The following is a 26,186-nucleotide window of genomic DNA, read 5'->3' as shown; positions in this document are numbered from 1 at the left end:
TAATGAAAAAACAGCTGATAAGTGCCGGTATTCGTCAGGCGTTCCTGCTGGGCGGCGCGCTGACGTTCTCACAGCCGCTGCTGGCGGCGGAGAGCACCAATCCGGCGTTACAGGCACTGTTCGACCAGGCGGCCTACTGGCATCAGAAAGCGCATGACGATCTGGCGAAAGCCTCGCTGCAAAAAATCCTGATGGTGGAGCCGAACAATACCCAGGCGCTGTATCTGCTGGCGCTCTATTCACAGCAAAGCGGCAGCGCGGCCGATGCGGCACAGTGGCGCGCCCGCCTGAGTGCGGTATCGCCCAACGATCCGCATCTGACGGAGCTGGACAACGCGCGGCAGCTGCAGAGCATTCCGCAGGCGCAGCTGTCGCTGGCGCGTCAGCAGGCGCGCAGCGGTAACATCGCCGCCGCGCTGCAAACCTGGCGCAACACCTTCAGCGGCAACGAGCCGCCACCGAGCGTGGCGGCAGAATATTATCTGACCATGGCCGGCGACCGCACGCTGCTGCCCCAGGCGGTGGAGGCGCTGCGGCAGTTTGCCGCTGATCATCCGCAGGATACCGGCGCTCAGCTGGCGCTGGGCAAAGCGCTGACCTATCAGGAAGCGACGCGCCGCCAGGGCATTGATGTGCTGGCCAGCATGGCGGACGGTAATAAAGAGGCCGATCGCTCGCTGCGTCAGGCGCTGCTGTGGCTGGCGCCACAGGCGTCGGACGCCGCGCTGTACCAGACCTGGCAGCAGCGCCATCCGCAGGACAGTGTAGTGGTGGATTACTACCGCAAAAACGTCGGTGGCGCGGAGAAGGGCGCGGGCTTTAGCGCGCTGAACAGCGGCGACGTCAGTGGTGCGCAGAACAACTTTGAAAAAGTGCTGCAGGCCAACCCGCAGGATGCCGATGCGCTGGCCGGTATGGGTTACGTGGCGCAGCGCGCCGGACGCTACGCCGAAGCCGCCGATTATCTGACGCGTGCCGCACAGCTGGGCGGCGATCAGAGCCAGCAGCGTCAGCAGCAGGCGGCCGACGCCCGCTTTTACGCGCAGCTGGCGAATGCCCAGCAGGCGCTGAAAAACAGTGACAGCGCGCAGGCGCTGGCGCTGAGTGAGCCGCTGACGCAGGCCGAGGGCGAAAAAGGCATATCGGCGAAGCTGTTCCGCGCTGATGTGCTGCGCCGCAGCAATCAGCTGCAGCAGGCGGAGCAAACCTACCGGGCCATTCTGCAGAGCGATGCCGATAACCGCAGCGCCAAAGAGGGACTGTTTTACGTGCTGCGCCAGCAAAACCGCAGCGCCGAAGCCAATACCCTGCTGGCATCATTGCCCGACAGCGTGCGCCAGAGCGTGGCACCGCGCGGTAACAGCAGCGATCCGCTGCGTGCGCAGGCAAAACGCGAGCTGGCGGCAGGCAACCGCAGTGCGGCTATTGCCACGCTGAACAGCGCCATTCAGCGCTATCCCAGCGACGGCTGGCTGCGACTCGATCTGGCGCGCATCTACCGCGCGCAGGGCGATAATTTACTGGCCGCCAACGTCATGCAGCCGACCCTGCGCAGCGGTGCCAGCACCAGCGAGCTGTATGCCGGTGCGCTCAACGCCAGCGAGAGCGGTGCCTGGCAGCAGGCCAGCCAGTTACTGGCGCGCATTCCCAACGGCAGCAAGAACAGCGAGATGCGCGAACTGGCGCAGCGCGTGAATTTCAATCTGCAAATGGCCACCGCCGATCGCTATCTGGCACAGGGCTCTGACGCGGCGGCGGCCAATACGCTGCGCGCGCTGGCCGCTACGCCGCCAGCCAATCCGGTCGATGCCGGTAATCTGGCGCAGAAACTGGCCAAAGCCGGCGACCTCACCACGGCGGTGACGGTGGTGCGCGGCAACATGCAGCGCGGCGTGCAGGGCAACGCCGGTGATTACGCCGCGCAGGTGGCGGTACTGAATCAGGCGGGACTGACGACCGAAGCGCAGAGCTTCCTCAGCAGTCCGGAGCTGCAGGCGCGCAGTACGCCCACGCAGCTGGCCGGTATCCGCAACGGTTATCTCATCAATGAAGTTGATCGCCTGCGCGAGCAGAAGCAGTACGCCGCCGCCTATGACAAGCTGGTGGGCGCGCTGCAGCACGATCCGCAGAACCGCGATCTGATGTTTGCCATGGCGCGTCTGTATCAGTCCGGCAAGATGAACAAAGAAGCGGGCGTGGTGTATGACTATCTGCTGACGCAGGATACGCCCACTCAGGATGCGCGCACCGGCGCTATTGATGTGGCGCTGGCGCAAAACGACGTCGACAAAGCGAACACCTTAACCCGCGGCCTGCGCAATGAGCAGACGCCGGATCGCCTGTTACTGCTGGCGCGCGTGGCGGAAGCCAACGGCGAGCACAGCCAGGCGATGAGCTACCTGCGCAGCGCGCGCGGCCAGCTGATTGGTCTGCAGGGCGCACAGAGCGGCAGCGTGCCGACCGTTGGCGGCCTGGCGCTGGCGGACAATCCGTTTATCAACCGCAGCACCTCGCCGGTGTCCGGTTCGCCTTCCAGTTATGGCACAGTGATGCCGTGGCAAACGGCACCGGCCACCAGCAGCAGCGCGCAGGACGTCACGCTGGCGAGCACCACGCCGGAGGTCCGGCAGAGCCAGACGCTGCGCCAGATTGACGAGATGATGGACAATCTGCAGGAGAAAACCGGCACCTGGGTACAGGGACAAATGCAGGTGCGCGGACGCGACGGCGAATCGGGGCTCAGCAAGCTGACCGAAGCCAAAGCGCCGCTGACCTTCTCGACCGTGCCGTTCGGCGAGTCACGCTTCGACTTTACTATGACGCCGGTGTCGCTCACCGCTGGCAGTGCGGCCGGTGATGCGTGGCGTCGCTTCGGCAGCAACGCGCTGGTGCAGGGCAATGTGGTGGCATCCGGCGCGGCCAAAATAGACGACACGCCGTCTTCGTCGACCGATTCGCAAAAGGCCACCGGCGTGGAACTGAATATGGCGCTGAAGGGGGACAGCTACAAAATCGACCTCGGCAGCACGCCGCTCGGCCAGGATCTCAGTACGCTGGTGGGCGGCGTGCAGTGGTCGCCGAAGCTGACCGATTTCCTGACGCTGATCCTCACCGGTGAACGCCGCGCCATGACCGACAGCCTGCTGTCGTACGTTGGCGTGGAGGACAAGACCAGCGGCAAGCGCTGGGGGCGCGTCACCAAAAACGGCGGCAACGCCATGCTGAGCTTCGATAACGGCGACGCGGGTTTCTACGTCGGCGGTGGCGCGTACAGCTATCTGGGCGAGAATGTGGCGAGCAATAACAGCGTGCAGGCCACGGCGGGCGCTTACGTGCGGCCTTACCACTACGACGATCGCGAGCTGAAGGTCGGCATGAGCCTGTCGTGGATGGATTTCTCCAAAAACCTGAGTTACTTCAGCTACGGTCAGGGCGGCTATTTCAGTCCGCAGAATTATGCCGCGGTGTCGTTCCCTGTCGACTTCAGCCGCAAGTTTGATGACCTGAAAGTCAACGTTGGCGGTTCGGTCGGCTATCAGTCATACAGCCAGGACAAGAGCGCGTATTTCCCCAACGATCCGTCGCTGCAGTCCCAGCTGCAAAGCCTCGCCGATCAGGGCTTTGTCAAAAGCGCCTACTACAGCGGTGAGAGCAAAAACGGCATCGGCTATAACCTGCACGCCGGTGCCGATTATAAGATTAATAAAGATGTCACCATCGGCGGCCAGCTCGGCTATGACACCTTTGGCGATTACAACGAAAGCACAGCCAATCTGTACTTCCGTTATCTGTTTGGAGACAACTAATGAGTGAGCAACCGGGCGCACGCATCAGCCATCCGTATCAGCCGGGCTGGTTTGATCTGGTCAGCGTGATGATTGAGAGCATGCTGAACAATGCTGGCGCGGAGGCGGAAGCCTTCCTCAACGGCGTGGGCGAATTGCTGGCAACGCGCTATCCTTTGCCGGAGGCGCGCACCGTGCAGGATCTGGAGCGCGAAATTAATCTCCAGCTGGCGCGCTTTAACTGGGGCTTTGTTCAGCTGCAGCCGCAGCAGAACGCGATTATGCTTGAGCACCATGCCCTGCCGCAGGGCGACAGCCAGCTTGATGCAGAACGCTGGCAGCTGGCGCTGAGTGCAGTGCTGGCCGGCGTGTACGCGCAGTGGCTACGTGCGCAGGGTGGTAGCGCGGCGGTACCGCTGACGCTGGAAAAAATCGACGGCGGCACGCTGCATTATCGATACCAATAGGAAGCTGTGATGAGAGTGATGCGGTTCTGGCGTCAGTGGATGCTGTGTTTCATGGTGATATTTTTCAGTGCTCAGGCGGCCGCCGATGGCTGGAGCAGTTACAAAAGCCGCTTTATGAGCAGCGACGGCCGCATCAGCGATACGGCCAATAACAACGTCAGCCACACCGAAGGTCAGGGCTACGGCATGCTGCTGGCGGTGGCGTATAACGATCGCGCCACCTTTGATTTGCTGTGGCAGTGGACGCGTACCCATCTGCGCAATCCGCAGAATGACCTGTTCTACTGGCGCTATACGCCGGGTGCAGCCGATCCCATCGCCGATAAAAATGATGCCTCGGACGGGGATGTGCTGATCGCCTGGGCGCTACAGCGCGCGGCACAGAAGTGGGGCGGTGATTATCAGCAGGCGTCGGATCGCATTCAGCGCGCGGTCATCAAGCTAACGGTGATCGACTACGCCGGCCGCAAGGTCATGCTGCCGGGCGCGCAGGGCTTCAATAAAACCAGCTATGTGGTGCTTAACCCTTCCTATTTCCTGTTCGCCGCATGGCAGGAGTTTGCGCAGCACAGCCATCTGCGCGTGTGGAACACGCTGATTGATGATGGTCTTGCGCTGCTGGGCGACATGCAGTTTGGCAAAACCGGCCTGCCGCTGGACTGGGTGGCGCTGAACGCCGATGGCTCCGTCGCGCCGGCGGTCGGCTATTCCAACCGCTTCAGCTATGACGCGATTCGTATTCCGCTGAATATCTGGTGGTACGATCCGCAAAGCCTGCGGCTGGTGCCCTTCCAGCGCGTCTGGCAGGGCTACGCGCGCGACACCACGCCAGCGTGGTTTGATGTGCTGGCCAATACCCCGGCACCTTACAATATGGAAGGTGGCCTGACCGCGGTGCGCGACCTGACGCTCAACCAAACCGGCTACCTCAGCGACCGCCTGGCGCCGGAGCAAAACTATTTCTCCGCCAGCCTGCAACTGCTGACCTGGCTGGCTTATCAGGAGAAGCGATAGCCGAACGCTACCTGCACCCGTCGGGATTTATACCGGAGCGCATCAAAGCGCACCCTGTAAAAACCACGCAACTATCTTGTAGGGTCGCCATTTATGGCGACCTTTTCATTTTCGTGTGCTTATTTAAAATCCGCATACGGTTCCAGTGGCTGTGGTGGCATATCCATGTCGCCGTTCCAGCCGGCCATTGAGTAGCGCACATACAGCAGCCCGTGGCTTGGGGTGTAATCTTTCGCCTGCTGAATGTCCATGGCCAAACCCAGCGACCAGTGCGGCGTGATGCGCCGCTCTATCAACGCCTGCACGGTATAGCCGAAACCGCGTCCGGAACTGCTGTCCGATGACGGATTGCTGGCCAGCGTAAAGCCTGGATTCACCGGGTAGCGCGCCTGAGCGTCGGTGGTTGACTGTGACCACGACACCGAGCCACCGAGTTCATACGACCAGTTTTCCGTGCGCTGACGCCAGGTCAGCGGCACCGCCAGCGAGAAGTAGCGCTGCGGGCTGTAATAGCCGCCCTGGCCAAAGGTGTAGTCGCTCAAATCTTTCTGATAGTGCCACAGCATACTGTTCAGGCCGATGGTGGCGCGCTGGTTGTCGCTATTGATCAGCTTGTAGTAATAGCCTGCCATCAGCCGTTCGCGGCTGTTATCCGCCACGTTTTCACCGCTGATTTGATGGGCGCTGAGATCGGCCCACACCCCGTGCGCGCCGCCCCGATCGTAACTCAGGCCGATGCCGCCGCCGGTCGCGACGACGCCGCCCCAGTTTTTGCCGCCGTTAGTGGCCGGATCGCGCGCGCCGGCGTAAGCCAGCAGCGAACTGGAGATCGGGCGACGTGAAGCGGTAAAGGTCACCCCGAGATCGTCGATGTCAGTTTTCCAGCTTACGCCGCCGACCCAGTTAGTGACGGTAAAACCGAGCGGCGTGGTGCCGATATCGGCTGACCAGCGATCGTTGTGCCAGCCGACGCCCAGCGCGGTGCCTTCGTCCCGCTGGGTGAAATCGCGCCGGCAGCCCCCGGCGTTGGCATCGTTACAGCTGCCGAACTGTTCACTGTGGCTGCCATCAGTGGTGGAAAACGTTCCGGCAGACACCTGTACGTGATCGACGCGCACAAAGCTGCGGCCATCGGCCAGCGGGGTTTCCGCCTGCAGCATGGTGGTATGGGCGGTAAAGTCAGAGGTGCCACCGTTGCCCTTATCGCGCGAGTAGTCCTGTTCCAGCGTCACAGTAGTGTCCTGCTGGCGATACAGGTCAGCGGCGTCGCTGCGGATGCTGCGCTTCAGCCAGTCGTCCTGGGCCTGCGTGCGCGTCAGCCGGGTATAGCGGGCGTTATCGTCTGGCAGCGCAGGGGTAATGCCGCTGGCGACCATCGCCGCGCGGTAATCCTGCTGTGCCAGCGCGGGCTGGCGCTGCTGTCTCTCCAGCCGCGCGGCATCACGCAGCACCAGCGCTTTTTCCTGTGACGGCGCGACAGCGGCGGCGCGGGTTTTCAGCGCGCTGAACAGCTGCTGCGCTTTGAGGAGATCGCCGCTGTTTTGCCAGGCGAGCGCCACACGCCGGCCGCTGTTCAGGCTCTGCTGCGCCACGCTGTCCGGCAGGCTGTGCAGCGCTGCGCGCGCTTCGGTGGTGCGCTGCAGCGCCAGCAGCGCCTCGATGCGGCCGAGCGCGGCATCGTTGTTGCTGGCGTCCTGCTGCAGCACCTGCTGATATCCGGCCAGCGCTGTTGTGGCATCGCCCCGCTCCAGCGCCCAGTCGGCCAGCGTAATGTCACGGCGCGACGAGGCCGGCTGCTGTTGCAGCAAGCGGATGGCGGCGGCTTCATCACCGCGGGCGCGTAGCTCCCCGGCACGCCCGAACGCCTGGTTTTGCGCCAGGCGGTCCGCCAGTTCATGCATGTTGCTGTCCCAGCGGGCGGTGGGTAAACGGTGCAGCGTGGCCAGCGCGCCGGCATCGTCGTCGCCGGATGACAGCCACAGTGCCGTGGCATACAGCGCGGCTGGCTGCTGCGGCTGCTGGCGCACCATCGCGGCCATTACCGCCGCGCCTGCCTGGTTGTCACCGCTGCTGCGTAGCGCATTGGCCAGCCGCCAGGCCAGCCAGACATCATCCGGTCGCGCCTGAGCCGCCTCACGGTATTTCGCTACCGCCTGCGGCCATTGCTGCTGCTGCGCCAGCGCGTCTGCGTCGGCCAGCAGGCTCTCAATACGTAAATTGCTCAGGCGCTGCTGCGCCGTGCCGTTACTGCGGTCAAGGCGCAGCGCCTGCTGCCAGTACTGCCGGGCTAACGCGCTGTTTTTACGCGCCTGCGCCACATCACCGAGGCCGATGAGCGCCCAGCTATCATTGCTGTCGATGGCCTGCGCGCTGCGGTACTGCCGTTCAGCGCCGGATAAATCACCCTGCTTCAGCGCCGCGTCGCCGCTGTCGATGGCCAGCCAGTAACGATTGGTCTGTAACAGGGACTGCCACTTGCCGATTTGCGTGCTGGCCTGGCCCGCCTGAATCGCTTTCTGTAGCCAGCTGATGGCGGCGGCGCGGTGACCGGCACGCGCCTGTGCCTGGCCCATAGCACCGAGCAGTTCGGCGTCGTCCGGATTGGCCTTCAGCGCCGCCTGTAATGCGCCGATTGCCGCTGCGCCGCCGCCAGCCTCGACCAGCGCCAGGCCGCGCATGCGCTGGCGGAAGGCCGGATCGGCCAGCATTTTTTGCTGACGCGCCAGCTCATCCGCTCCGCGCTGTTGCGCATCGCCGCTGGTGAACACCTGCAGATACTGCTGCAGGCTGGCAACGCTGCGCTCGCTTACCGGCTGGTTCTGGATCTGCTGCAGCCACAGTTCAGACGCGGCATCGCGGCCGCCGTCGCGGTTGGCCAGCTGACGCAGCTGGGTTACCGCCTGATCCGGCTGATTATTATCAAACGCCATGCGCGCCAGCTGTAGCTCGACGCCGATATTGCCCGGATAACGCTGCTCCAGCGCCTGCAACTGACGCCAGGCGAGCGGCTGCTGGCCCGGCAGGCGCGCCACCAGTCGCCAGTACTCCGGTTCGGTGTTTACATCGGGAAAGACGCCGTGAAACAGCGCATCCCACGCTACTTTGGCCTCCGGCAGCCGTCCGGCGGTGGCCAGCAGCCGCGCCTGCTGCAGCTGCTGACGTCCTTCGGGGCTCATCAGGCGCAAACCTGCCGCGGATTCACGCGTGGCGGCGTCATCCGGCGCAGCCTTTTGCAGCGCATCGAACAGCTGCTGCGCTTTGGCCTGATCGCCCTGACGCAGCGCCATACGAATGCGCGCCGCCAGCACCTGCGGGTTATCCGGATCGATTTTTTCCAGCCGGTACAGCGACTGCTGCACCAAATCGTATTTGTTGGTGGATTCGCCGGTACGAATCTGCATCAGCAGCCACGCTACCGGTGCCACCTGCGGACCGGACGCGGCCGCCACGCTGCCGACCAGCGCACTGGCGATCAGCAGCGCAAGCGGTAACTTATTCATCGTCATCCAGCTCAGCCAGGCGGCGACGGCTCACCATGCGCATCAGGCGCCAGGCCATCAGGGCGAACAGGATCACCACCAGCACGGCACATATCGCCAGCCATACCGGATGGGTGGCCAGCAGATTCCACAACCGCTCCCACCACGGCAGATGCCCGACAAAGTAGGTATCACCTACGCGCACGCTGTTGACGCCGGACTCCCGGACGATGCTGACAGAACCGAACATCGCCGCGCGCTTACCGCTGTCGCGCAGCGCTGCATTCAGCAAATCCCAGCCGCGCGGGCTGTCAGCCAGTAGCGCCACCACGCTGCGCTGATCGTGAAACGGCGACTGGAAGCCAACCAGGGCGCCGAGCGGACCGCGCGAACTGATGCCGGTCTGGCTTTCGGCAGTGCGCTCGCTGGCTGACAGTGGCACGTTGGGCGCGCTGCCCGGGCGCGATGGCATTTTGAGGGTGCTGCGCGTGCGATCCACCAGCAGATTGATCGCCGTGTCCGCCTGCAGATCCGGCGGAATGCTGCCGATCAACAGCAGATCGGCATCGTGGTCTTTGGCGTTGCGCCAGTCATCGCTCATCTGCACGCGAAGTGCCGGATAGCCGGTCTGGGCGCCGATCGCCCCCAGCGCGTCAAGCAGCGTACTGACTTCGCCGCTCTCCGGTTTTGCCGGCACCAGCACCAGGGTTTGCGCCAGATCGGCGTAGCGGCTGAACGGGAAGCCAGCGCTGGCAAACGCGCCGAGCGAAGGCATTTCGATGTAGTGACGATAGCCGGAGAAATCGATGCTGGAGCGATCGTCGATCACCGCATGATGCGCGACGGGGGTGACGGTTTCACAGCGGCCATCGGCAGTGCCGCCGATAAAGGTATTGGCGTAGTCAAAATCAAAGCGCAGCTGGTTCACCACACCGAGACGCAGTGCCGGAATGGTCAGCTGACGGCTGTTGTCCTGCAGGCCCTGCATCAGCGGAATGCGCATCAGCTGCTGGCCCGCGCCATCTTTACTGGTCAGCGGATAATCCTGCATGAACTGGTTATTGAGATGCACCGCCAGCCGTGAGCCGTCCTGCTGCACCGGTGAGGTGTAGCGATAGATCAGGTCCATATCAATGCCGCGTGCGCGCACCAGGAACAGATCCGGCGGCAGGTTGAGCGTCAGGCTAATCGGGTTGGGTTGCAGGCCATCGGCCTGCAGCTGGTTCTGATACTGCGTCAGTTCACCAAAGGTGGTGCGGCGATCGGTGCGTACCCAGTTTGGCGCATCGTACGGCTGGCGCGGGGCCAGCAGTTTCACGCTGTCGATGGTGGCGCGCTCGCCGCGCAGCAGCAGTTCACCCTGCGCAATGCCCTCTACTGCAGTGATCAGATCGTTATCGTCGCGGCCGAGAATCAGCAGCATCTTCTGATAGGGATTGTCCGGCTGGCTGACCATTTCCACGGTGGGTTTGTCCACCGGCGGCAGCGTTTGCAGGAAGTCAGGCCGGCGATCGTTGGTGGCGAACACCACCGCATGCTGTCCTTCCGGCAGCTGGTTATACAGCACCGGGAAGGACTGGCCGCGCCACTGCGCCTGGCTACCGAACCACGAGGCCAGCAGGCCTGCCGCACGCTGTTGCTGCACATCCGGCTGGCCGCTGAAGACCATCGGCAGCTGCAGCGGCCGGTTGTCGCGCGCGTCAAAGAATGGCTCCGGGAAATGAGAGAGATCGTTTTTCAGCGGCAGCTTCTGCAGCGTCAGGTCCAGTTTGCTCGCTTTACCGATATCCAGCCAGATGGTGCTGTTGGCCGGATTTTCACATACGTTGGCGTAGTGGCCGACCAGTTCCAGGCGGATGCGGTTGAAATCGCTAATGTAGCGCGGGTCGATCGCCAGCTGCGTCTGGTTCTCTTTGCCGAGCTGATCGGCGGTGACGGTGACCAGTCCCACCAGTTCATCGTTGAGATACACCTTGAGCTGCGACTGCGTCGGCAGCAGCGCCGGCGAAGGCCGGTAGTTGAGCGTCAGCAGCGCGCGCGTGACCACTTCATCGCTGCGCACGCCGAACTCAATCTGGCTGGTGGGGACGGTGCCGCGCAGCGTCATGCTACCCGGCGGCGGTGCCACCTGGGTAAACAGCAGCTGGCTATCGCGCAGCGGGGCGCTGGCATCGAGCGGTTGGTTCACGTCAGACAGCGGCGCAGAGGTTGCCGCAGGCGGTGCAGCAGGAAGCGCCGCCGGAAGTGCCGCCTGCGCCAGAGACGCCGTGCCCAGCAGCAGGGCGGTGAACCAACTCAGTTTTCTCGTCATGGTCATATCATCAGCTTAGGTAAAATCAGTGTTGAGCGTTGCCGGTCGCGGACGGACGTTATGCGGCAACAGCGTTGCCAGCCAGTGCAGTCCGGCGGTCAGGCCACGGAACAGGCGGCGCAGCGGTGCCGGACCATACTCCGCCAGCCGCAAATAGCCTTTGAAGCCGAGCAGCATGATGTCCGCCAGGCTCTGCACCGGTTTATCCTCCGGAAAACCGTCCTGCCACAGCGCCCAGGTATCGGCGCGCGCAAAGGTGCACTGAATAAATTCGATGTGCTGGCGGGTGGAGAGCTGGTGCAGGCGGATACCTGCGCGGCGGCCAAATACGCGCTGCACCTGGCACGGAAAACTGAACTCCTGCTGTCCGCGCCGCAGCAGCAGCGAGACGCTTTCGTTCTCGCGCAGTGCATCCGGCTCGCGCAGTTCGACGCCCACGCCGCCGTCAGAGTAGTCGCGCAGCGTGCACGGCAGCATATGACCATCGGCGCGTGCCAGCGCCGCCGGCATGGCGATCTCCACGCGGTGCGCTTCACGGATTTGACGCGCTTCCACCGACACCGCCACCGCGCCGCCGAGAATAATCATGTTGTAAACCACCCACACCAGACTGACCCAGATGGTGAGCAGCTCATTGGCCGGGCCGTGCGCCATGCGCCAGAAGCCCATGCCGATACCGGCAATGTTCAGCAGCACCAGCAGCATATAGGGTTTGGTGATCACCCAGTCGAGATGGCGCTCTTCTACCAGGCCCCCTTTGGCGGTCACGTTGAATTTGCCTTTGTGCGGATTAAACAGCGCGACGGTGGTGGGGCGGGCGATATACCAGGCGAGCACGGTTTCATACACCTCGCTCCAGAACGAGTGGCGCCAGCGCCCCTGGATGCGCGAGTTGGTCAGGCTGGTATGTACCATGTGCGGCAGCACGTAGATGGCGATGGCCAGCGCGGGCGCATAGATGATGTAGGCATGGCACAGCAGGAACGCCAGCGGCGCCAGCAGAAAGATCAGCCGGGGGATACCGGCAAGAAAGTGCAGCATGGCGTTGGCGTAACACAGCCGCTGTACCAGCTTCAGTCCTTTGCCAAACAGCGGATTATCGAGACGGAAGATCTGCACCATGCCGCGTGCCCAGCGGATGCGCTGGCCAATATGCGCTGACAGACTTTCGGTCGCCAGCCCGGCGGCCTGTGGAATGCGGATGTAGGCCGAGGTGTATCCGCGGCGGTGCAGTCGCAGCGAGGTGTGCGCATCTTCGGTAACGGTCTCTACCGCGATGCCGCCAATCTCATCCAGCGCGCTGCGGCGCAGCACTGCGCAGGAGCCGCAGAAAAAGGCGGCATCCCAGGTGTCGTTACCATCCTGCACCAGACCGTAAAACAGCGAGCCTTCATTCGGCGTCTGGCGGAAACGGCCGAGGTTGCGCTCAAACGGGTCTGGCGAGAAGAAGTGGTGCGGCGTCTGCAGCATGCCCAGCCGGTGATCTTTCAGGAACCAGCCCATGGTGAGCTGCAGGAACGAGCGCGTCGGCACGTGGTCGCAGTCAAAAATCGCCACGTATTCGCTGCGGCAGGTGGTTTTCAGCGCATGGTTGATGTTGCCGGCCTTGGCGTGTTCGTGGCTGGGGCGCACCACGTAATTGACGCCCACGCTGGCAGCAAACTCGCGGAACTCCTCGCGCGTGCCGTCATCAAGAATATAAATGTTGAGTTTATCCTGCGGCCAGTCGATGCCCAGCGCAGCATAGATGGTGGGTTTGACCACGCTGAGCGGCTCGTTGTAGGTCGGCACCAGAATATCGACGCTGGGCCAGCTGGCGATCTCCGGCGGCATGGAGACCGGCTGGCGGTTGAGCGGCCACAGCGTCTGGAAATAGCCCAGCACCAGTACCGTCCACGCGTAGGTTTCCGCGCCAATCAGCAGCAGGCCAAACGTCAGGCTGAGCGGATCGTCCCAGTTGAGGGTTTCCGTATAGCGCCACCACAGATAGCGGCAGGAGATGGTGAGCGACAGCACAATCAGCATGATGGTCACCAGCCGGCCCGGCATACGGCGTACCAGCATGGCCAGCGCCCACAGCAGCAGCACAAACACAAACTGCGTGGTGATATCAAACGGCTGCGAGATGCACAGCAGCGCCAGCAGGCTGGCGGCGATCGCCACTACGATGAACAGCAACTGACGCACGCGCCGTGGCAAGCGCTGCAGCCAGCGTTCGCTGCGCTGCGGCACGCCGCTGTGTTCCAGCCGCGCCGGCAGCTGCGCCAGCCATTGATACAGCTGCTGGCGCCAGCGGAACAGCGAGCCAAAGGCGTTAAAACGTTTACGCTCGCTGCGCGCGCTGCCGTCCAGCGGCAGCATGATAAGCAGCCACAGGCTCTGGAGTGCATAGCGCACAATATCGAGCGGACGCGGACGCAGCGGAGAGATATGGGGGAAGTAGCGCTGACGCTGTTGCAGCACGCGCCGCCACGCCGGCGTTTCCAGCCGCAGCAGCGACCAGGCGAGCACGCACCACAGCAGATGCAGCGCGACCGTTAACCGCCCGGCGCCGTGCTGACGCGCCAGGTGCGCGCGCTGCTGCAATGCCTGCGAGGCCTGCGGCACCAGCAGCCAGCGCAGCGCATTCATGCGCCACCTCCGGCGACATGCAGCAGCAGCCAGTTGGCCAGGGTATTGATCTCTTCGCTGGCCAGCGCATGCGGACGCCAGGCGCCCACCGGCTGTTTCATCATCAGCGCTTCCGCCAGCGCTTCATCGCGATGAATCACCTGTGGAATCAGGTTTTTAAGCGAGCGCAGCCACAGCTGATGCAGATCCTGCTGCAGTTGGCTATTGGCGTTGAACTGGTTAATCAGAAACAGCGTCTGCGGCGAAAAGTGCGCGCGGTGCAGGCGCAGCTGGCAGTTGGCATCCAGCGTTAACAGCTGAAGCAGCCGATCGGCGGCCGGGATGAACGCCTGCTGCCACGGCAGCAGATCCGCCGGAAGGTCGAAAATAATCCACTGATAGCGCTGTTTCAGGGCCGGCAAAGCCTTAAGCAGCGGTTGTGCAATTTCCGCTGTCGCTGCGGTTAAGGATAAGGTCTGCTGATGCGTGAGCGTGCCAGACGGCAGGAAATCCAGCCCCGGCTGATAGCGCAGCGCGCTGTGCTGCCACGGCTGGTTATCCAGCTGCGCACGCAGCCAGCCGTGCGGCGTGTCGAGCGGCAGATTAAAGTGGGCCGCCAGTTGGTTGGCTGGCGAAAGGTCGATAAGCAGCACCGACTGCTGCAGCGCGTTTAGCGCCCAGCCCAGCGCGGCACTGAGTGCCGTCGCGCCACACCCGCCACGCAGCCCCTGTAAGGCGAGAACCGGCATTAGCGTGGTGACTCCGGTCCCTGCGTGCATTCCTGCAACAACGGCCAGCGCGACAGCAACTGTTGCAGACGCGCTTCACGGGCAATATCAATATAGCGAAACGCCTTCAGTGAAAAGGCGTCACTCAGGGCGTTAATATCATCCTGATCTTCGCTGCCGACAGCGATCAGTGAAAAAGCATTTTCAGTTTTCATTACTTTTTTGCCACCAAAGAAACGACAACGGATAAAGAGGGGTGATATTTTTTGTCGCGTATAAAACCGCAGCCAGCGATTTCTGGCCCGGCAAAGTCAAACAGTCTGGCGCGTGCGCAGCTTTTTTTATTTCAGCAGTTCCAATCGTTGCCGTCTATATTAAACTAGCCTGGATTGTACAGATCGCGACGCTAATATGAAAAATCTTTATACGCTTGGCCTGCAGCAGGTACAACAGGAATTAATCGCCCTGCAGTCGCCGGGATTTTACTGGATAACCTGCCAGCGGCCCGAAGACGCACGAACGCTGTTACGTCAGGTGGTTAGCCAGCAAAAGGCGGCCACGCTGGTGAGCGCGGATGAACCCCCGCAGGCGCTGTTAACGCCCGATCCGCCCGGCGGTCCGGCGCGTATTCCCTTATTTTCGCTGCCTGCCAATAAAGCCAGCCTGCAACATCTGGCCAGCGATATGGCGCGCGTAATGAATAAACGTAGCGGTCTGGTCATGTTTTATAGTCAGGCGGCGCTGTGGAGCAAATTATCCCCGGATGAACTGACCGTGTGGATAAAAGGCTTGCGCCGGGTTCTGTTAAAAAAACAAATGACGCTGCTAATGATCACCTGCGGAACCGCAATTATTCCCCTGCGCAATCATCTGCAGCGTTATTTTCGTCAGCTTGATGGTGTCGCTCATTTAGAATTTCAGCAGGATAGCTGGCAATATCGAATTAACTGGTGGTATTCCGCCGATAAATTGCTGGCCGACCGCGCTATCCGCCTGAACTGTATTGATAATCAGTTTATTGCGCAGGCTGAAGCCGCCGCGTCACAGCCGCTGAGCCTCAATGATGACAACCAGTTTCTGGCCCAGCAGGATGTGCTGGAAGGGGCGCCGCCGCTTTCCGCGCAGTGGCAACTGTTCAGCGATAACGAGAGCGTGTATGCGCGCGGGCAGCAGGCCAACGCCGCCACGGTCATCTTTAGCCTGGCCCATAATCAGGATGTGCCGACTCTGGCGAGCATGGTCCATGGTTTGCGGCGCTCGCGCGGCAACGCGCTGAAAATCGTGGTGCGGGAACTCGGTACCAGCCTGCGCTACAGCGATGAACGTTTGCTGCTGGCGTGCGGCGTTAACAGCATTGTCCCAACGGCGGCGCCGCTGTCGCGCTTGCTGACTGCACTGGAAGGCGTGCAGGGCCAGCAGTTCACCCGCCACGTGCCGGCCGATCTGCCGGCGCTGGTGCAGGCGCTACAGCCGCTGCAGCAGAAAGGCTATTTGCCGCTGGAGCGTTTCTGTGCGGCGGTACAGCAGTTGATGAACAATACGCTGCTGCCGGAAAACGACAAAGGGCTGATGGTGGCGCTGCGCCCGGTGCCGCAGTTGTCGCCGCCGCAGGTGCTGACGCTATGTAAACCGCGTCGTTTTGGCGACCTGGTGACGCTGGTCGACGATCGGCTCTATTTATTCCTCTCTTCCTGCCGCTTTAACGACCTGGACATTGCCCTGAAATCGATATTTTCCCTGCCGCACGACGAGCTGTTTAGTAACCGCATGGTGTGGTTTGCCGACAACCAGATTTTGTCGGAGGTGAATAAAGTGCGGCAGCTGACGCCGGTGGCGCAGTTCGAGCCGCTCACGGTACCGGCCGCTGCGCAACCAGCCGCACCGGCAGCGGCCGCGCCGCGCGGCCCTCAGACGCCGCAGCCGATCATCATCGACCTCGGGGAGCCGCACGTATGACGCTGATGGATGGTGTGCAGGTGGCGATCCTGCTGTTACTGATTTTACTGTTCCTGAAATCGCTGTGGCGACGCTGGCTGCCGCAGCGCAGCACCAGCCTGCTGATGCGCCTGTTACCTGCCCGCGCCCTCAAATCGGAAGGGCAGTGGCAACGCCAATCGACCAAAACGGATAAACATGGATAACACACCTTCGACGCTGCACGCGGCGCGCTGGCGCGGCCTCGGCGGCTGGAACTTTTACTTTCTGATCAAATTTGGTCTGTTGTGGTACGGCTATCTCAACTTCCATGCGCTGAGTAATCTGGTGTTTCTGGCGTGGCTGCTGTTTCCGCTGCCGTCAGCGCGGCTGCATCGTCTGCGCCAGTGGGTGTCGCTGCCGATTGGCTTCGCGTTGTTCTGGCACGATACCTGGCTGCCGGGTCTGAACTCGCTGCTCAGCCAGGGCAGCCAGGTGGCGGGATTCTCGCCGGCCTATCTGCTGGATTTGCTGCAGCGCTTTATTAACTGGGAGATGATCGGCGCGGCCTTTGTGCTGCTGGTGATTTACCTGTTCGTGGCGCAGTGGATTCGCGTCACCGTGCTGGTGTCACTGGCGCTGATCTGGCTGAACGTGCTGACGCTCGCCGGCCCGGCGGTCAGCCTGCTGCCCAGCAAAGCCGCCGCACCGCCGGTGGCGCTGAATGACAAACCGGCCGCCAGCCCGGCCGCGGCGGGACTCGATCAAAGCGCGCCGCCCACCAGCGCCAACCTTACCGCGTGGCTGAATCGCTTTTACGACAGCGAACGCCAGCGCGTCACGCACTTCCCGGATGCGCTGCCCGCCGATTCACAGCCGTTCGATATTCTGGTGATCAACATCTGTTCGCTGGCGTGGTCGGACATTGATGTGGCGCAGCTGCGTGACCATCCGCTGTGGAAGCACTTTGATATCGTGCTGAACAACTATAACTCCGCCACCGGCTACAGCGGCCCGGCCGGTATTCGCCTGCTGCGCGCCAGCTGCGGCCAGACCTCACACAGTAACTTGTATAAAGCTACCGATCAGCGCTGCTATCTGTTTGATAATCTGGCGAAGCTTGGCTTTAAGCAGCAGCTGATGATGGACCATACCGGCGTGTTCGGTAACTACCTGAAAGAGCTGCGCGAGGACGGCAACATGCAGGCGCCGCTGATGTCGCAGGCCGGGATTGCGCCGGAGCTGACGTCTTTTGATGGTTCGCCGGTGTACAACGACGGGCAGCTGATGCAGCGCTGGCTTGATGATCGCAGCAAAAGCAGCGATGCGCGCAGCGCCACCTTCTACAACCTGATTCCGCTGCACGACGGTACGCGCGAGCTGGGCAGCACCCGCACCGCCGAGTGGCAGCCGCGCGCACGGGTGCTGTTCGACCAGCTCGATAGCTTCCTGACCAATCTGGAGAAGTCGGGACGCCGGGTGATGGTGCTGGTGGTGCCGGAGCACGGTGCGGCACTGCAGGGGGATAAAATGCAGATGTCCGGGCTGCGCGACATTCCGAGCCCGGGCATCACCCACGTGCCGGTTGGCATTAAATTTGTGGGCATGAAAGCGCCGCACCAGGGCCAGCCGCTGACCATCGATACGCCTGTCAGCCTGCTGGCGATTTCCGAGCTGGTGTCGCGGGTGGTGGACGGTCAGGTGTTTAACGCACCGAATGTCAACATGTCGGTGCTGGCGGATAACCTGCCGCAGACGCCAGTGGTGTCGGAAAATGATAACGCCGTCGTGATGATGTATCAGGGCAAACCGTGGATTCGCCTTAACGGCGGCGACTGGGTAGCCTATCCGCAGTAAAACCTGAGCGGCAAACGGTGCGGGCTGGCGCGCATCGTTTTGTCTCTGCGCCGATAATGGCTGACAAAATGCTGAAACAGCGCGCAAAGCGGGGCAGTTGCGTGATTTTCGCCTTTATCCCGGCGCAAAAAAATGCTGACCTGGGATATACTTGCTGCGCATTCCGGCAACTGTCACGGCCCCCGGCGGCCAGGAGAGGTTTTGTTGCGCGTCAGTCGTTCGTTAACGATAAAGCAGATGGCCACCGTGTCCGCCGTGGCGCTGGTCACTATCTGTATTTTTATCGTCATCCAGTTATTCCATTTTGTGCAGCAGCGCAGGGTGGATTACGCCCAGCAGATGGAGAACGTCGCGCATACCGTGCGTCAGCCGCTGTCCGAAGCGGTGCTCAAAGCCGATATCCCGCAGGCCGAACGCATTCTGAATACCCTTAAGCCAGCGGGCATTCTGTCGCGCGCCGATGTGGTGCTGCCGAACGCCTTCCAGGCGCTGCACGCCGACTTCGCGCCGGAGAAACCGGTGCCGCGCTTTGTCGCCCGGCTGTTCGAACTGCCGGTGCAGATTACGCTGCCGCTCTATTCGGTCGAGCGCAGCGGGCTGCCGAAGCCGATTGCCTATCTGGTGCTGCAGGCTGATTCGTCGCGCGTTTATCAGTTCCTGCTCAGCACGCTGTCTACCATGATCACCACCTATCTGCTGCTGGCGCTGATTCTGTCCGTGGCGATCAGCTGGTGTATCAACCGGCTGATCGTGCATCCGCTGCGTAATATTTCGCGTGAGCTGCAGGAGCTGCCGCCGCCCGCCATTCTCACCCATAAGCTGGCGCTGCCGCACAATCATCGCGACGATGAGATCGGCATGCTGATTCGCAGCTACAACCGCAATCAGCAGGTGCTGGAGTCGATTCACGATGAGATGAGCCGGCTGACCACCCATTTCGCGGTGACCGATTTGCCCAACCGCGCGCTGTTTCTGGCGCTGCTTGATCAGCACATCCGCCATCGCCACAGCCAGCAGCCGTGGGGGCTGATGGTGATCCGCATCGAAACCCTGCAGGAAGCCAATGGCGTCCTGAGCGATGAGCATCGCGATACGCTGATGCTGACGCTGGTGGAAAAAATCCGCAGTACCATTGATGACCATACGCTGCTGGCACAGACCGGACCGAGCGATTTTGCGCTACTGATGAAGCGTGCGCACAACCCGTTTCGCGCCATGCGGCTGGCGCGCAACCTGATGCTACGCATCAACCAGCCGGTGAACCTGTATCAGCTACAGCTGCGCCCCAACGCCAGCATTGGCCTGGCGCTGCATGATGACAACACCGTGTCCGCTGGCGAACAGCTGGCGCGCGCCACGTCGGCGATGATGTCGGCGCGCCATCAGGGTAAAAACCAGATTCTGTTCTTTGACCCGGCGCTGACCGAGCGGGCGCAGAAGCGCTTAACCCAGGAGCACGACATCCTGCAGGGCCTGCAGGATGGCCAGTTTGCGCTCTATCTGCAGCCGCAAATCAATATGGCCACTGGCGAGCTGGCCGGCGCAGAAGCGCTGCTGCGCATGCGTATGCCGGACGGCAGCTACGGGTTATCCGAAGAGTTCATCGCCAGCGCCGAAGAGATTGGCGTCATCTCCGCGCTCGGCCGCTGGGTATTTGAAGAGGCGTGCCGCATTATCGCTGGCTGGCAGCGCCACGGCATCAATCTGCCGCTCAGCGTGAATATCTCCGCAGTACAGCTGCGCGATGCCAGCGTGGTGAGCCATCTGCAGGGGCTGCTGGAGCGCCACCGCATTGCGCCGGGTAACTTCGTGCTGGAGATCACCGAAACCGCGCAGATTGGCGATGCTGAACAGGCGATGGCGCTGCTGCGCTCGCTGCAGCAAACCGGGGTGGCGGTCGCGCTGGATGATTTCGGCATGGGCTACTCCAACCTCAACTACCTGCATCAGTTCAAAGCGCTGCCGGTCAATAAGCTAAAAATGGATCGCAGTTTTGTCGCCGCGCTGCCGGATGATGACACCATGGTGCGCATCGTGGCGGCGATTGCCGACATCATCCACCTCGACGTGATTGCCGAAGGCGTCGAAACCGCCGAGCAGCGCGACTGGCTGCTGGCGCGCGGAATTACCATTGGGCAGGGCTACTTATATGCTGAAGCCCTGCCGTTATCGGTGTTTAACCAGCGCTGGCTGGCCAGCTCGTCACCGTCTGAATAATCACCTTATTTATTGATTTTCCTTGCAGAATTGCACCGTTATGGGGTGCTGAAGCGTTTCAGTTCATAGTTAGAGTTTTGTAACTTTTGTAAGGAATGTAAGGGTATACTAATCCTGTTAACAGAGTGTTATTTTCCTCGCCATCGGTAAGGTCATACGCTTCCAGGCGGCTTGCCGCATGCGTTTCTCCATAACAATGGCGGTGAATGCCGTCTATACCTGGACACCTGTTATGAAACTGTTCAAAAGCCTCTACTTTCAGGTACTGGTTGCCATCGGCATCGGCGTCCTGTTAGGCCACTACTACCCTGAGTTAGGCGCGCAAATGAAGCCGCTTGGCGATGGCTTCGTTAAGCTGATCAAGATGATCATCGCCCCCGTGATTTTCTGTACGGTGGTGACCGGTATTGCCGGCATGGAGAGCATGAAAGCAGTTGGACGGACCGGCGCAGTAGCGCTGCTCTATTTCGAAATTGTCAGCACCATCGCGCTGATTATCGGTCTGGTGGTGGTCAACGTGATCCAGCCGGGCGCGGGAATGAACGTCGATCCGGCGACGCTGGATGCCAAAGCGGTTGCGGTCTACGCGCAGCAGGCTGAGCAGCAGGGCGTGATTGCCTTCCTGCTGGACGTGATCCCGAACAGCGTAGTCGGTGCCTTCGCCAGCGGTAACATCCTGCAGGTGTTGCTGTTCGCTATCCTGTTTGGCTTTGCGCTGCATCGCCTCGGTAACGCCGGCACCATGATGTTCAACGTCATCGAGAGCTTCTCGAAGGTGATTTTTGGCGTGATCAACATGATCATGCGTCTGGCGCCGATTGGTGCGTTCGGCGCCATGGCGTTCACCATCGGTAAATATGGCGTCGGATCGCTGGTGCAGCTCGGTCAGCTGATTATCTGCTTCTACATCACCTGCGTACTGTTCGTAGTGATTGTGCTGGGGATTATTGCCCGCTGGGCCGGCTTCAACATCTTTAAGTTTGTTGCCTACATCAAAGAAGAGCTGCTGATTGTACTGGGTACATCTTCTTCCGAGTCGGCGCTGCCGCGCATGCTGGATAAGATGGAGAAGCTGGGCTGTAAGAAATCGGTGGTCGGGCTGGTGATTCCAACTGGCTACTCGTTCAACCTCGATGGCACGTCGATTTACCTGACCATGGCGGCGGTGTTTATCGCTCAGGCGACCAACGCCCACATGGATGTCTTCCACCAGATCACGCTGTTAGTGGTGCTGCTGCTCTCCTCCAAAGGCGCGGCAGGGGTGACCGGCAGTGGCTTTATCGTGCTGGCGGCTACGCTGTCGGCGGTGGGACATCTGCCGGTGGCCGGTCTGGCGCTGATTCTCGGGATTGACCGCTTCATGTCGGAAGCCCGTGCGCTCACCAACCTGGTGGGTAACGGTGTGGCGACTGTGGTAGTGGCGAAGTGGGTCGGCCAGCTCGATGAAGCGCAGATGAAAGCGACGCTTTCTTCAGCGAAAAAGGTCAATAACGCTTCACAGACCAGCGCGTAACCTTCTATTTGCGTTAATTTGTCGTGAAATGCCCGCTGTCGCTTGCCCTGACAGCGGGCATTTGCATAATAACCCCATTGATTTTTTTCCCGATTTTTTTCCTCGTCGCGCGACATCCTGGCCTTCCTGTGGTCAAAGAGTCTGTCGTTGAATAAACGTGGCGGCAGCCTGCCGCCGTGGTTCGCTGAAAAGCGGCCGCCTATGGCGCGCACGAGCGTTTATCTGTTTGAGTAGGGGTTCACATGCAGGGCACCAGAATTCGGCTTTTGGTTGGCGGATGGCTGCTTGCGGCATCTGGCTTCGGCGTCCACGCCGAAACACTTCAGCCTGATCCCGCCTGGCAGGAAGGCAAACTGGACAATGGTTTCAGCTGGCAGCTGCTGACCACACCACAACGTCCGAGCGATCGCATCGAGCTGCGCCTGATTGTTAATACCGGTTCGCTGGTGGAAAGCGCCCAGCAAACCGGGTTCAGCCATCTTTTACCGCGTCTGGCGATGGTACATAACACCGCGCTGGATACCAATCAGCAGCGCGCACTGTGGCAACAGGCGATGGATCCGCAGCGACCGCTGCCGCCGGCCATCTCGTCTTATGATTTCACCCAATACAACCTTAGCCTGCCGAACAACCGGCCGGAGCTGCTGAAAGAGGCGCTCAGCTGGCTGGCGGCCACCGCCGGTAAAATGACCATCAATGAGCAGGTGGTGTCGACCGCGCTGACCGCCACCGATCCCATCGCGACCTGGCCGCCCAATACGCAGGATGTGTGGTGGCGCTATCGTCTGAAAGGGTCGACCATGCTGGCGCATGATCCGGGCGAACAGCCGCGCGCGCCGGTGGATATCGCGCAGCTTAATGCTTTTTACCAGCAGTGGTACACGCCGGACGGCATGACGCTGTACGTGGTGGGCAACGTGGATAGCCGCAGCATGGCGGAGCAGATCAACAAAGCGTTCTCGCCACTGCAAGGCAAACGGGTGGCGCCCGCGGCGCTGCCCACGCTGTCGCCGCTGCCGCATCAGCCAATCAACCTGGTTAACGGCGGCATGATGCAGGATCGCCTGTCGCTGGTGTGGGATACGCCATGGCAGCCGATCCGCGACTCGCAGAATCTGCAGCGCTACTGGCAGAGCGATCTGGCGCGCGAAGCGCTGTTCTGGCACGTCCAGCGCGCGCTGGCCGACAGCAAAGCGCAAAACGTGCAGGTTGGCTTCGACTGTCGCGTGCTATATCAGCGTGCGCAGTGCGCCATTAACATGGATTCGCCTAACGCGTCGCTGGCGCAGAACCTGAACCAGGTGGCGCGTGAGCTGGCCACCGTGCGTGACAAAGGTCTGCCGCAGGAGGAGTTTGATGCGCTGATGGCGCAAAAGCTGCTGGAACTGAACAAACTGTTTGCTACCTACGCGCGCACCGACACCGATATTCTGATGGGGCAACGTCTGCGCTCGCAGCAGAATTCCGTGGTGGATATCGCGCCGGAGCAGTACCAGAAACTGCGTCAGGCGTTTCTCAGTGAGTTAACGCGCGACCAGCTCAACCAGGAGCTGCGCCAGCAGTTAACGCAGGAGCTCACCATGGTGCTGATTCAGCCGCAGGGTGAGCCCGAAACCAACGTCAGGATGCTGCAGGACAGCTGGGACAAGGTGATGAAGGTTCCGGATGCGCCTGCCGCCGCTGCTACCCCGGACGAAGCTAAACCCGAAAATAATGGCAGCGCGAGCGCGACCGATCCGGCTCAACCCTCGTCATAACACAGGGCGCATGAGTCCCCGCAATAAGGTGCGCTGCAGCAAGGCGGCACGGGTGTTCATCCTCAGGAGCTTACGTAAGCGACCGGGATGAACGCGCGCCGCCAGCGCCGCTGCGGTTCAACGTAGCAGGGGCATCAGGTCTTTGCGCGCAGCCATTCGGTCACCAGCATCGGCCAGCTGGCCAGCGGCAGATCCGCCACGCCACGAATCCCAAAGCCGTGGCCGCCTTTCTGATAAAAGTGAATTTCCGCCGGCACCTTGTGCTCCCGCAGGGCACTAAAAAACACCATGCTGTTATTAACGGAAACCGTCTCATCGTCAGCGGCGTGAATCAGTAGCGTCGGCGGCGTCTGGCCGTGCACGCGCGTCTCCAGCGAATAAGCCTCAATGCTTTTCTGATCCGGCCACGCGCCCAGCAGGCGGGTGCGTGAACTTTCATGCGCCAGACCGTCGCGCATGCTGATGACCGGATAGAGCAGCACCATCGCATCAGGCCGCGGTGACAGGCTGTCGGCCTGATCATGCAGTGGATAGATTTTTTCGCCAAAGCGGGTGCCGAGGCTGGCGGCCACATGCCCGCCGGCGGAGAAGCCCATCATCACGATGTACTTACCGTTCAGGCCGCGCTGTGAGCGCTCGCGCAGCACGCGCACAGCACGCTGGGCATCGGCCAGCGGCGCATCCGGCCCTTCATGATGGCCGTCGTAGGGCAGGCGATAGGTCATTACCGCCAGCGTGTAGCCCATCGAGGTAAAAAAGGTGGCGAGGGCGCTGCCTTCGCGGTCGATCAGTACGCGCTGATACCCGCCGCCCGGTGCCACCAGCAGGGTGATACCGTTTGAGGTTTCCGGATGCCAGATCGCCATCTCCGGGCAGCGCACGCCGGTGGCGGCGCGGTCGTAAGGTTCGAACTCTCTGGCCAAATCGACGATCTGCGGCTGAGCGCGCGAGTCACTCGCGCCTGGCGCGTCGCCGTGCGGCCAGATATTGATAATTTCTGTGTGCATAAATCTGTCCTGAGCGAGTCATGTTGTCGTTATTGTGTTCGCGGTCGACCTGACAGCTTCCTGCTGTGGTTGATTAAAACATGGTCTTTTTTCGCGCGATCGTCCAGCCGAAAACCGCCGGCGTCGCCAGTTTCGGACTATGCCTGGCGGCCGGGTTTATTGTCGTAATGCATTGAATTTAAATCAGTCTGATTAGCGGCATTTAAGTGGTGAGCGTCAGGCAGAGAGGAGGCTGGATGGCATGCGTCATTAGTAAAAATTGCCCGGTGAATCTGCGTCATTAAGCCAAATTTTCGCGGTGATATTTTTCAGCGTAATAATCAATTTGCCGTCAGGGCAGAGGGGAAATTGTCGCGACGCGTAGCAGGCAGCGTGGCGCGACAATCGTGTGCGGTGTTAAACGGTTTTTGGCATCGCGCTGGGCGGAATAATCGCGCCGCGATGCTGAATGACCGTGCTGGCGGTGAGATGGCCGCGCGCTGCGGCCTGCTCCACGCTGCCACCCGCGAGGCGCACCGCCAGATAACCGGCGCTGAAAGAGTCACCTGCGGCGGTGGTATCGACAATCTGCGCCGGAGCCAGTTTGATGGCCGCAACGTCACGCAGCGGCTCGTCGCCGCGCGCCACCAGGCAGGAGTCGGCACCACGTTTAATCACAATCTCCTGCACGCCGGCGGTGCGCGTGCGCGCAATCACGTCCGCCAGCGGCTGTTCGCCCCATAGCAGGTGTTCATCATCCAGCGTCAGAAAGGCGATATCGGTGTGGCGTAGCATCGCCGCATACGCCTGCTGCGCACTGGCGCTATCCGCCCACAGACGCGGCCGGTAGTTGTTGTCAAAAATCACGGTGCCACCGTTTTGCCGGCAGGCACTGAGCAGCGCCATCAGCTTTTCGCGGCTGGCCTCAGGCAGGATCGCCAGGCTGATGCCGCTCAGGTAGAGATAGTCGTAATGCGCCAGCTGCTGACAGATGGCCCCGGCCTGCGGGCTATCCAGCCAGAAGCGCGCGGCAGCATCGCTGCGCCAGTACCAGAAGGTGCGCTCGCCGTGGGCATCGGTTTCGATGAAGTAAAGCCCGGGCATTTTGTCCGGCAGGCGCTGCACCAGTTGCGTGTGCACCTGCTCCTGCTGCCAGGCCGCGATCATCTGGTCGCTGAAGCTGTCGGTGCCCAGCGCGGTGACATACTCCACACGCAGCTGGCTGGAATCGCTCTGCCGTGCCAGATAGACCGCGGTGTTCAGCGTATCGCCGCCAAAGCCGCGTTTGATGTTCTCACCTTTTTCGGACAGCTCAATCATGCATTCGCCAATAATGGCGATGGTTTTCTGCGTCATGGTGTTTGGCCTGTAGTGAATGCTGCGCTCTAGTCTCGCGTCTGGTATGGCAGTCGTCAATGCTTTTTAAAACGCTGTTTTAATTTGCCTTAAGGCGTAAAACCGCGCTTCTGCACCGATTTAGCGGCCAAACCGGGGGTTGTTTTGCCGATTAAGCCGCAGACACGCTGCTAGACTCAACAGCTCGTGTGG

General features: G+C 61.4%; 16 protein-coding genes. 9 read left to right on the top strand and 7 right to left on the bottom strand.

Features of this window, described 5'->3' with window-relative positions:
- The first annotated feature begins 2 nt into the window (after positions 1-2).
- From F3J36_RS18515 to F3J36_RS18505, 3 genes are read left to right on the top strand one after another with little or no spacing between them, the layout of a single operon-like run.
- The gene (locus tag F3J36_RS18515; protein WP_166720225.1) at positions 3-3,806 is read left to right on the top strand and encodes a cellulose biosynthesis protein BcsC; all 3,804 of its coding nucleotides are present in this window, start codon (positions 3-5) and stop codon (positions 3,804-3,806) included.
- Complete coding sequence (gene bcsD, locus F3J36_RS18510) at positions 3,806-4,252, top strand: cellulose biosynthesis protein BcsD (RefSeq protein ID WP_166720224.1); 447 nt, start codon at positions 3,806-3,808, stop codon at positions 4,250-4,252. Before F3J36_RS18515 ends, bcsD begins: the two co-directional genes overlap by 1 nt.
- A gap of 9 nt (positions 4,253-4,261) precedes the next feature.
- On the top strand, positions 4,262-5,266 hold the full coding sequence (locus tag F3J36_RS18505; RefSeq protein WP_031279620.1) for a glycosyl hydrolase family 8: 1,005 nt from the start codon (positions 4,262-4,264) through the stop codon (positions 5,264-5,266).
- A 119-nt stretch (positions 5,267-5,385) separates the two neighbouring features.
- Here F3J36_RS18505 and bcsC read toward each other — a convergent pair whose 3' ends face one another.
- Genes bcsC through bcsR form a run of 5 tightly spaced genes read right to left on the bottom strand, consistent with a single transcriptional unit; the run spans position 5,386 to position 14,609 of the window.
- Positions 5,386-8,766 carry a cellulose synthase complex outer membrane protein BcsC gene (bcsC, locus tag F3J36_RS18500; protein ID WP_166720223.1) on the bottom strand — a complete coding sequence of 1,127 codons (3,381 nt, stop codon included), beginning with the start codon at positions 8,764-8,766 and terminating at the stop codon, positions 5,386-5,388.
- Positions 8,759-11,056, bottom strand: a complete 2,298-nt coding sequence (gene bcsB, locus F3J36_RS18495) for a cellulose biosynthesis cyclic di-GMP-binding regulatory protein BcsB (RefSeq protein WP_166720222.1) — start codon at positions 11,054-11,056, stop codon at positions 8,759-8,761. Before bcsB ends, bcsC begins: the two co-directional genes overlap by 8 nt.
- Positions 11,057-11,071: 15 nt before the next feature.
- On the bottom strand, positions 11,072-13,687 hold the full coding sequence (gene bcsA / locus F3J36_RS18490) for a UDP-forming cellulose synthase catalytic subunit (protein ID WP_058758087.1): 2,616 nt from the start codon (positions 13,685-13,687) through the stop codon (positions 11,072-11,074).
- Positions 13,684-14,415 carry a cellulose biosynthesis protein BcsQ gene (gene bcsQ / locus F3J36_RS18485; RefSeq protein WP_088516562.1) on the bottom strand — a complete coding sequence of 244 codons (732 nt, stop codon included), beginning with the start codon at positions 14,413-14,415 and terminating at the stop codon, positions 13,684-13,686. Before bcsQ ends, bcsA begins: the two co-directional genes overlap by 4 nt.
- Positions 14,415-14,609 (bottom strand): cellulose biosynthesis protein BcsR, encoded by a 195-nt coding sequence (gene bcsR / locus F3J36_RS18480; protein ID WP_021507005.1) that lies wholly within the window; start codon positions 14,607-14,609, stop codon positions 14,415-14,417. Before bcsR ends, bcsQ begins: the two co-directional genes overlap by 1 nt.
- Before the next feature lie 196 nt (positions 14,610-14,805).
- On the opposite strand from bcsR, the gene bcsE reads away from it, so the two are divergent.
- From bcsE to F3J36_RS18450, 6 genes are all read left to right on the top strand, one after another.
- The gene (gene bcsE / locus F3J36_RS18475) at positions 14,806-16,350 is read left to right on the top strand and encodes a cellulose biosynthesis protein BcsE (protein WP_166720221.1); all 1,545 of its coding nucleotides are present in this window, start codon (positions 14,806-14,808) and stop codon (positions 16,348-16,350) included.
- Positions 16,347-16,535, top strand: coding sequence for a cellulose biosynthesis protein BcsF (gene bcsF, locus F3J36_RS18470; RefSeq protein WP_010617915.1), 189 nt, complete (start codon positions 16,347-16,349; stop codon positions 16,533-16,535). Before bcsE ends, bcsF begins: the two co-directional genes overlap by 4 nt.
- The gene (gene bcsG / locus F3J36_RS18465) at positions 16,528-18,165 is read left to right on the top strand and encodes a cellulose biosynthesis protein BcsG (protein WP_125309552.1); all 1,638 of its coding nucleotides are present in this window, start codon (positions 16,528-16,530) and stop codon (positions 18,163-18,165) included. The genes bcsF and bcsG overlap by 8 nt, the downstream gene beginning before the upstream one ends.
- A gap of 204 nt (positions 18,166-18,369) precedes the next feature.
- Positions 18,370-20,382 carry a biofilm formation regulator HmsP gene (gene hmsP, locus F3J36_RS18460; RefSeq protein ID WP_211073209.1) on the top strand — a complete coding sequence of 671 codons (2,013 nt, stop codon included), beginning with the start codon at positions 18,370-18,372 and terminating at the stop codon, positions 20,380-20,382.
- 232 nt (positions 20,383-20,614) lie between these two features.
- Positions 20,615-21,895, top strand: coding sequence for a dicarboxylate/amino acid:cation symporter (locus F3J36_RS18455; protein ID WP_166720219.1), 1,281 nt, complete (start codon positions 20,615-20,617; stop codon positions 21,893-21,895).
- 242 nt (positions 21,896-22,137) lie between these two features.
- The gene (locus F3J36_RS18450) at positions 22,138-23,652 is read left to right on the top strand and encodes a pitrilysin family protein (protein ID WP_058771050.1); all 1,515 of its coding nucleotides are present in this window, start codon (positions 22,138-22,140) and stop codon (positions 23,650-23,652) included.
- Between the two features lie 134 nt (positions 23,653-23,786).
- Here F3J36_RS18450 and F3J36_RS18445 read toward each other — a convergent pair whose 3' ends face one another.
- Both F3J36_RS18445 and F3J36_RS18440 read right to left on the bottom strand, forming a co-directional pair.
- Positions 23,787-24,659 (bottom strand): alpha/beta hydrolase, encoded by an 873-nt coding sequence (locus F3J36_RS18445; protein ID WP_166720218.1) that lies wholly within the window; start codon positions 24,657-24,659, stop codon positions 23,787-23,789.
- 396 nt (positions 24,660-25,055) lie between these two features.
- The gene (locus F3J36_RS18440) at positions 25,056-25,994 is read right to left on the bottom strand and encodes a sugar kinase (protein ID WP_166720217.1); all 939 of its coding nucleotides are present in this window, start codon (positions 25,992-25,994) and stop codon (positions 25,056-25,058) included.
- Between the last annotated feature and the right edge of the window lie 192 nt (positions 25,995-26,186).

Source organism: Pantoea sp. Cy-640 (assembly GCF_011752635.1).
In the GTDB taxonomy this organism is placed as follows: Bacteria; Pseudomonadota; Gammaproteobacteria; order Enterobacterales; family Enterobacteriaceae; genus Pantoea; species Pantoea dispersa.
Note: the sequence above shows the minus strand (reverse complement) of the source record. Positions and strands in the feature narration are given on the sequence as shown.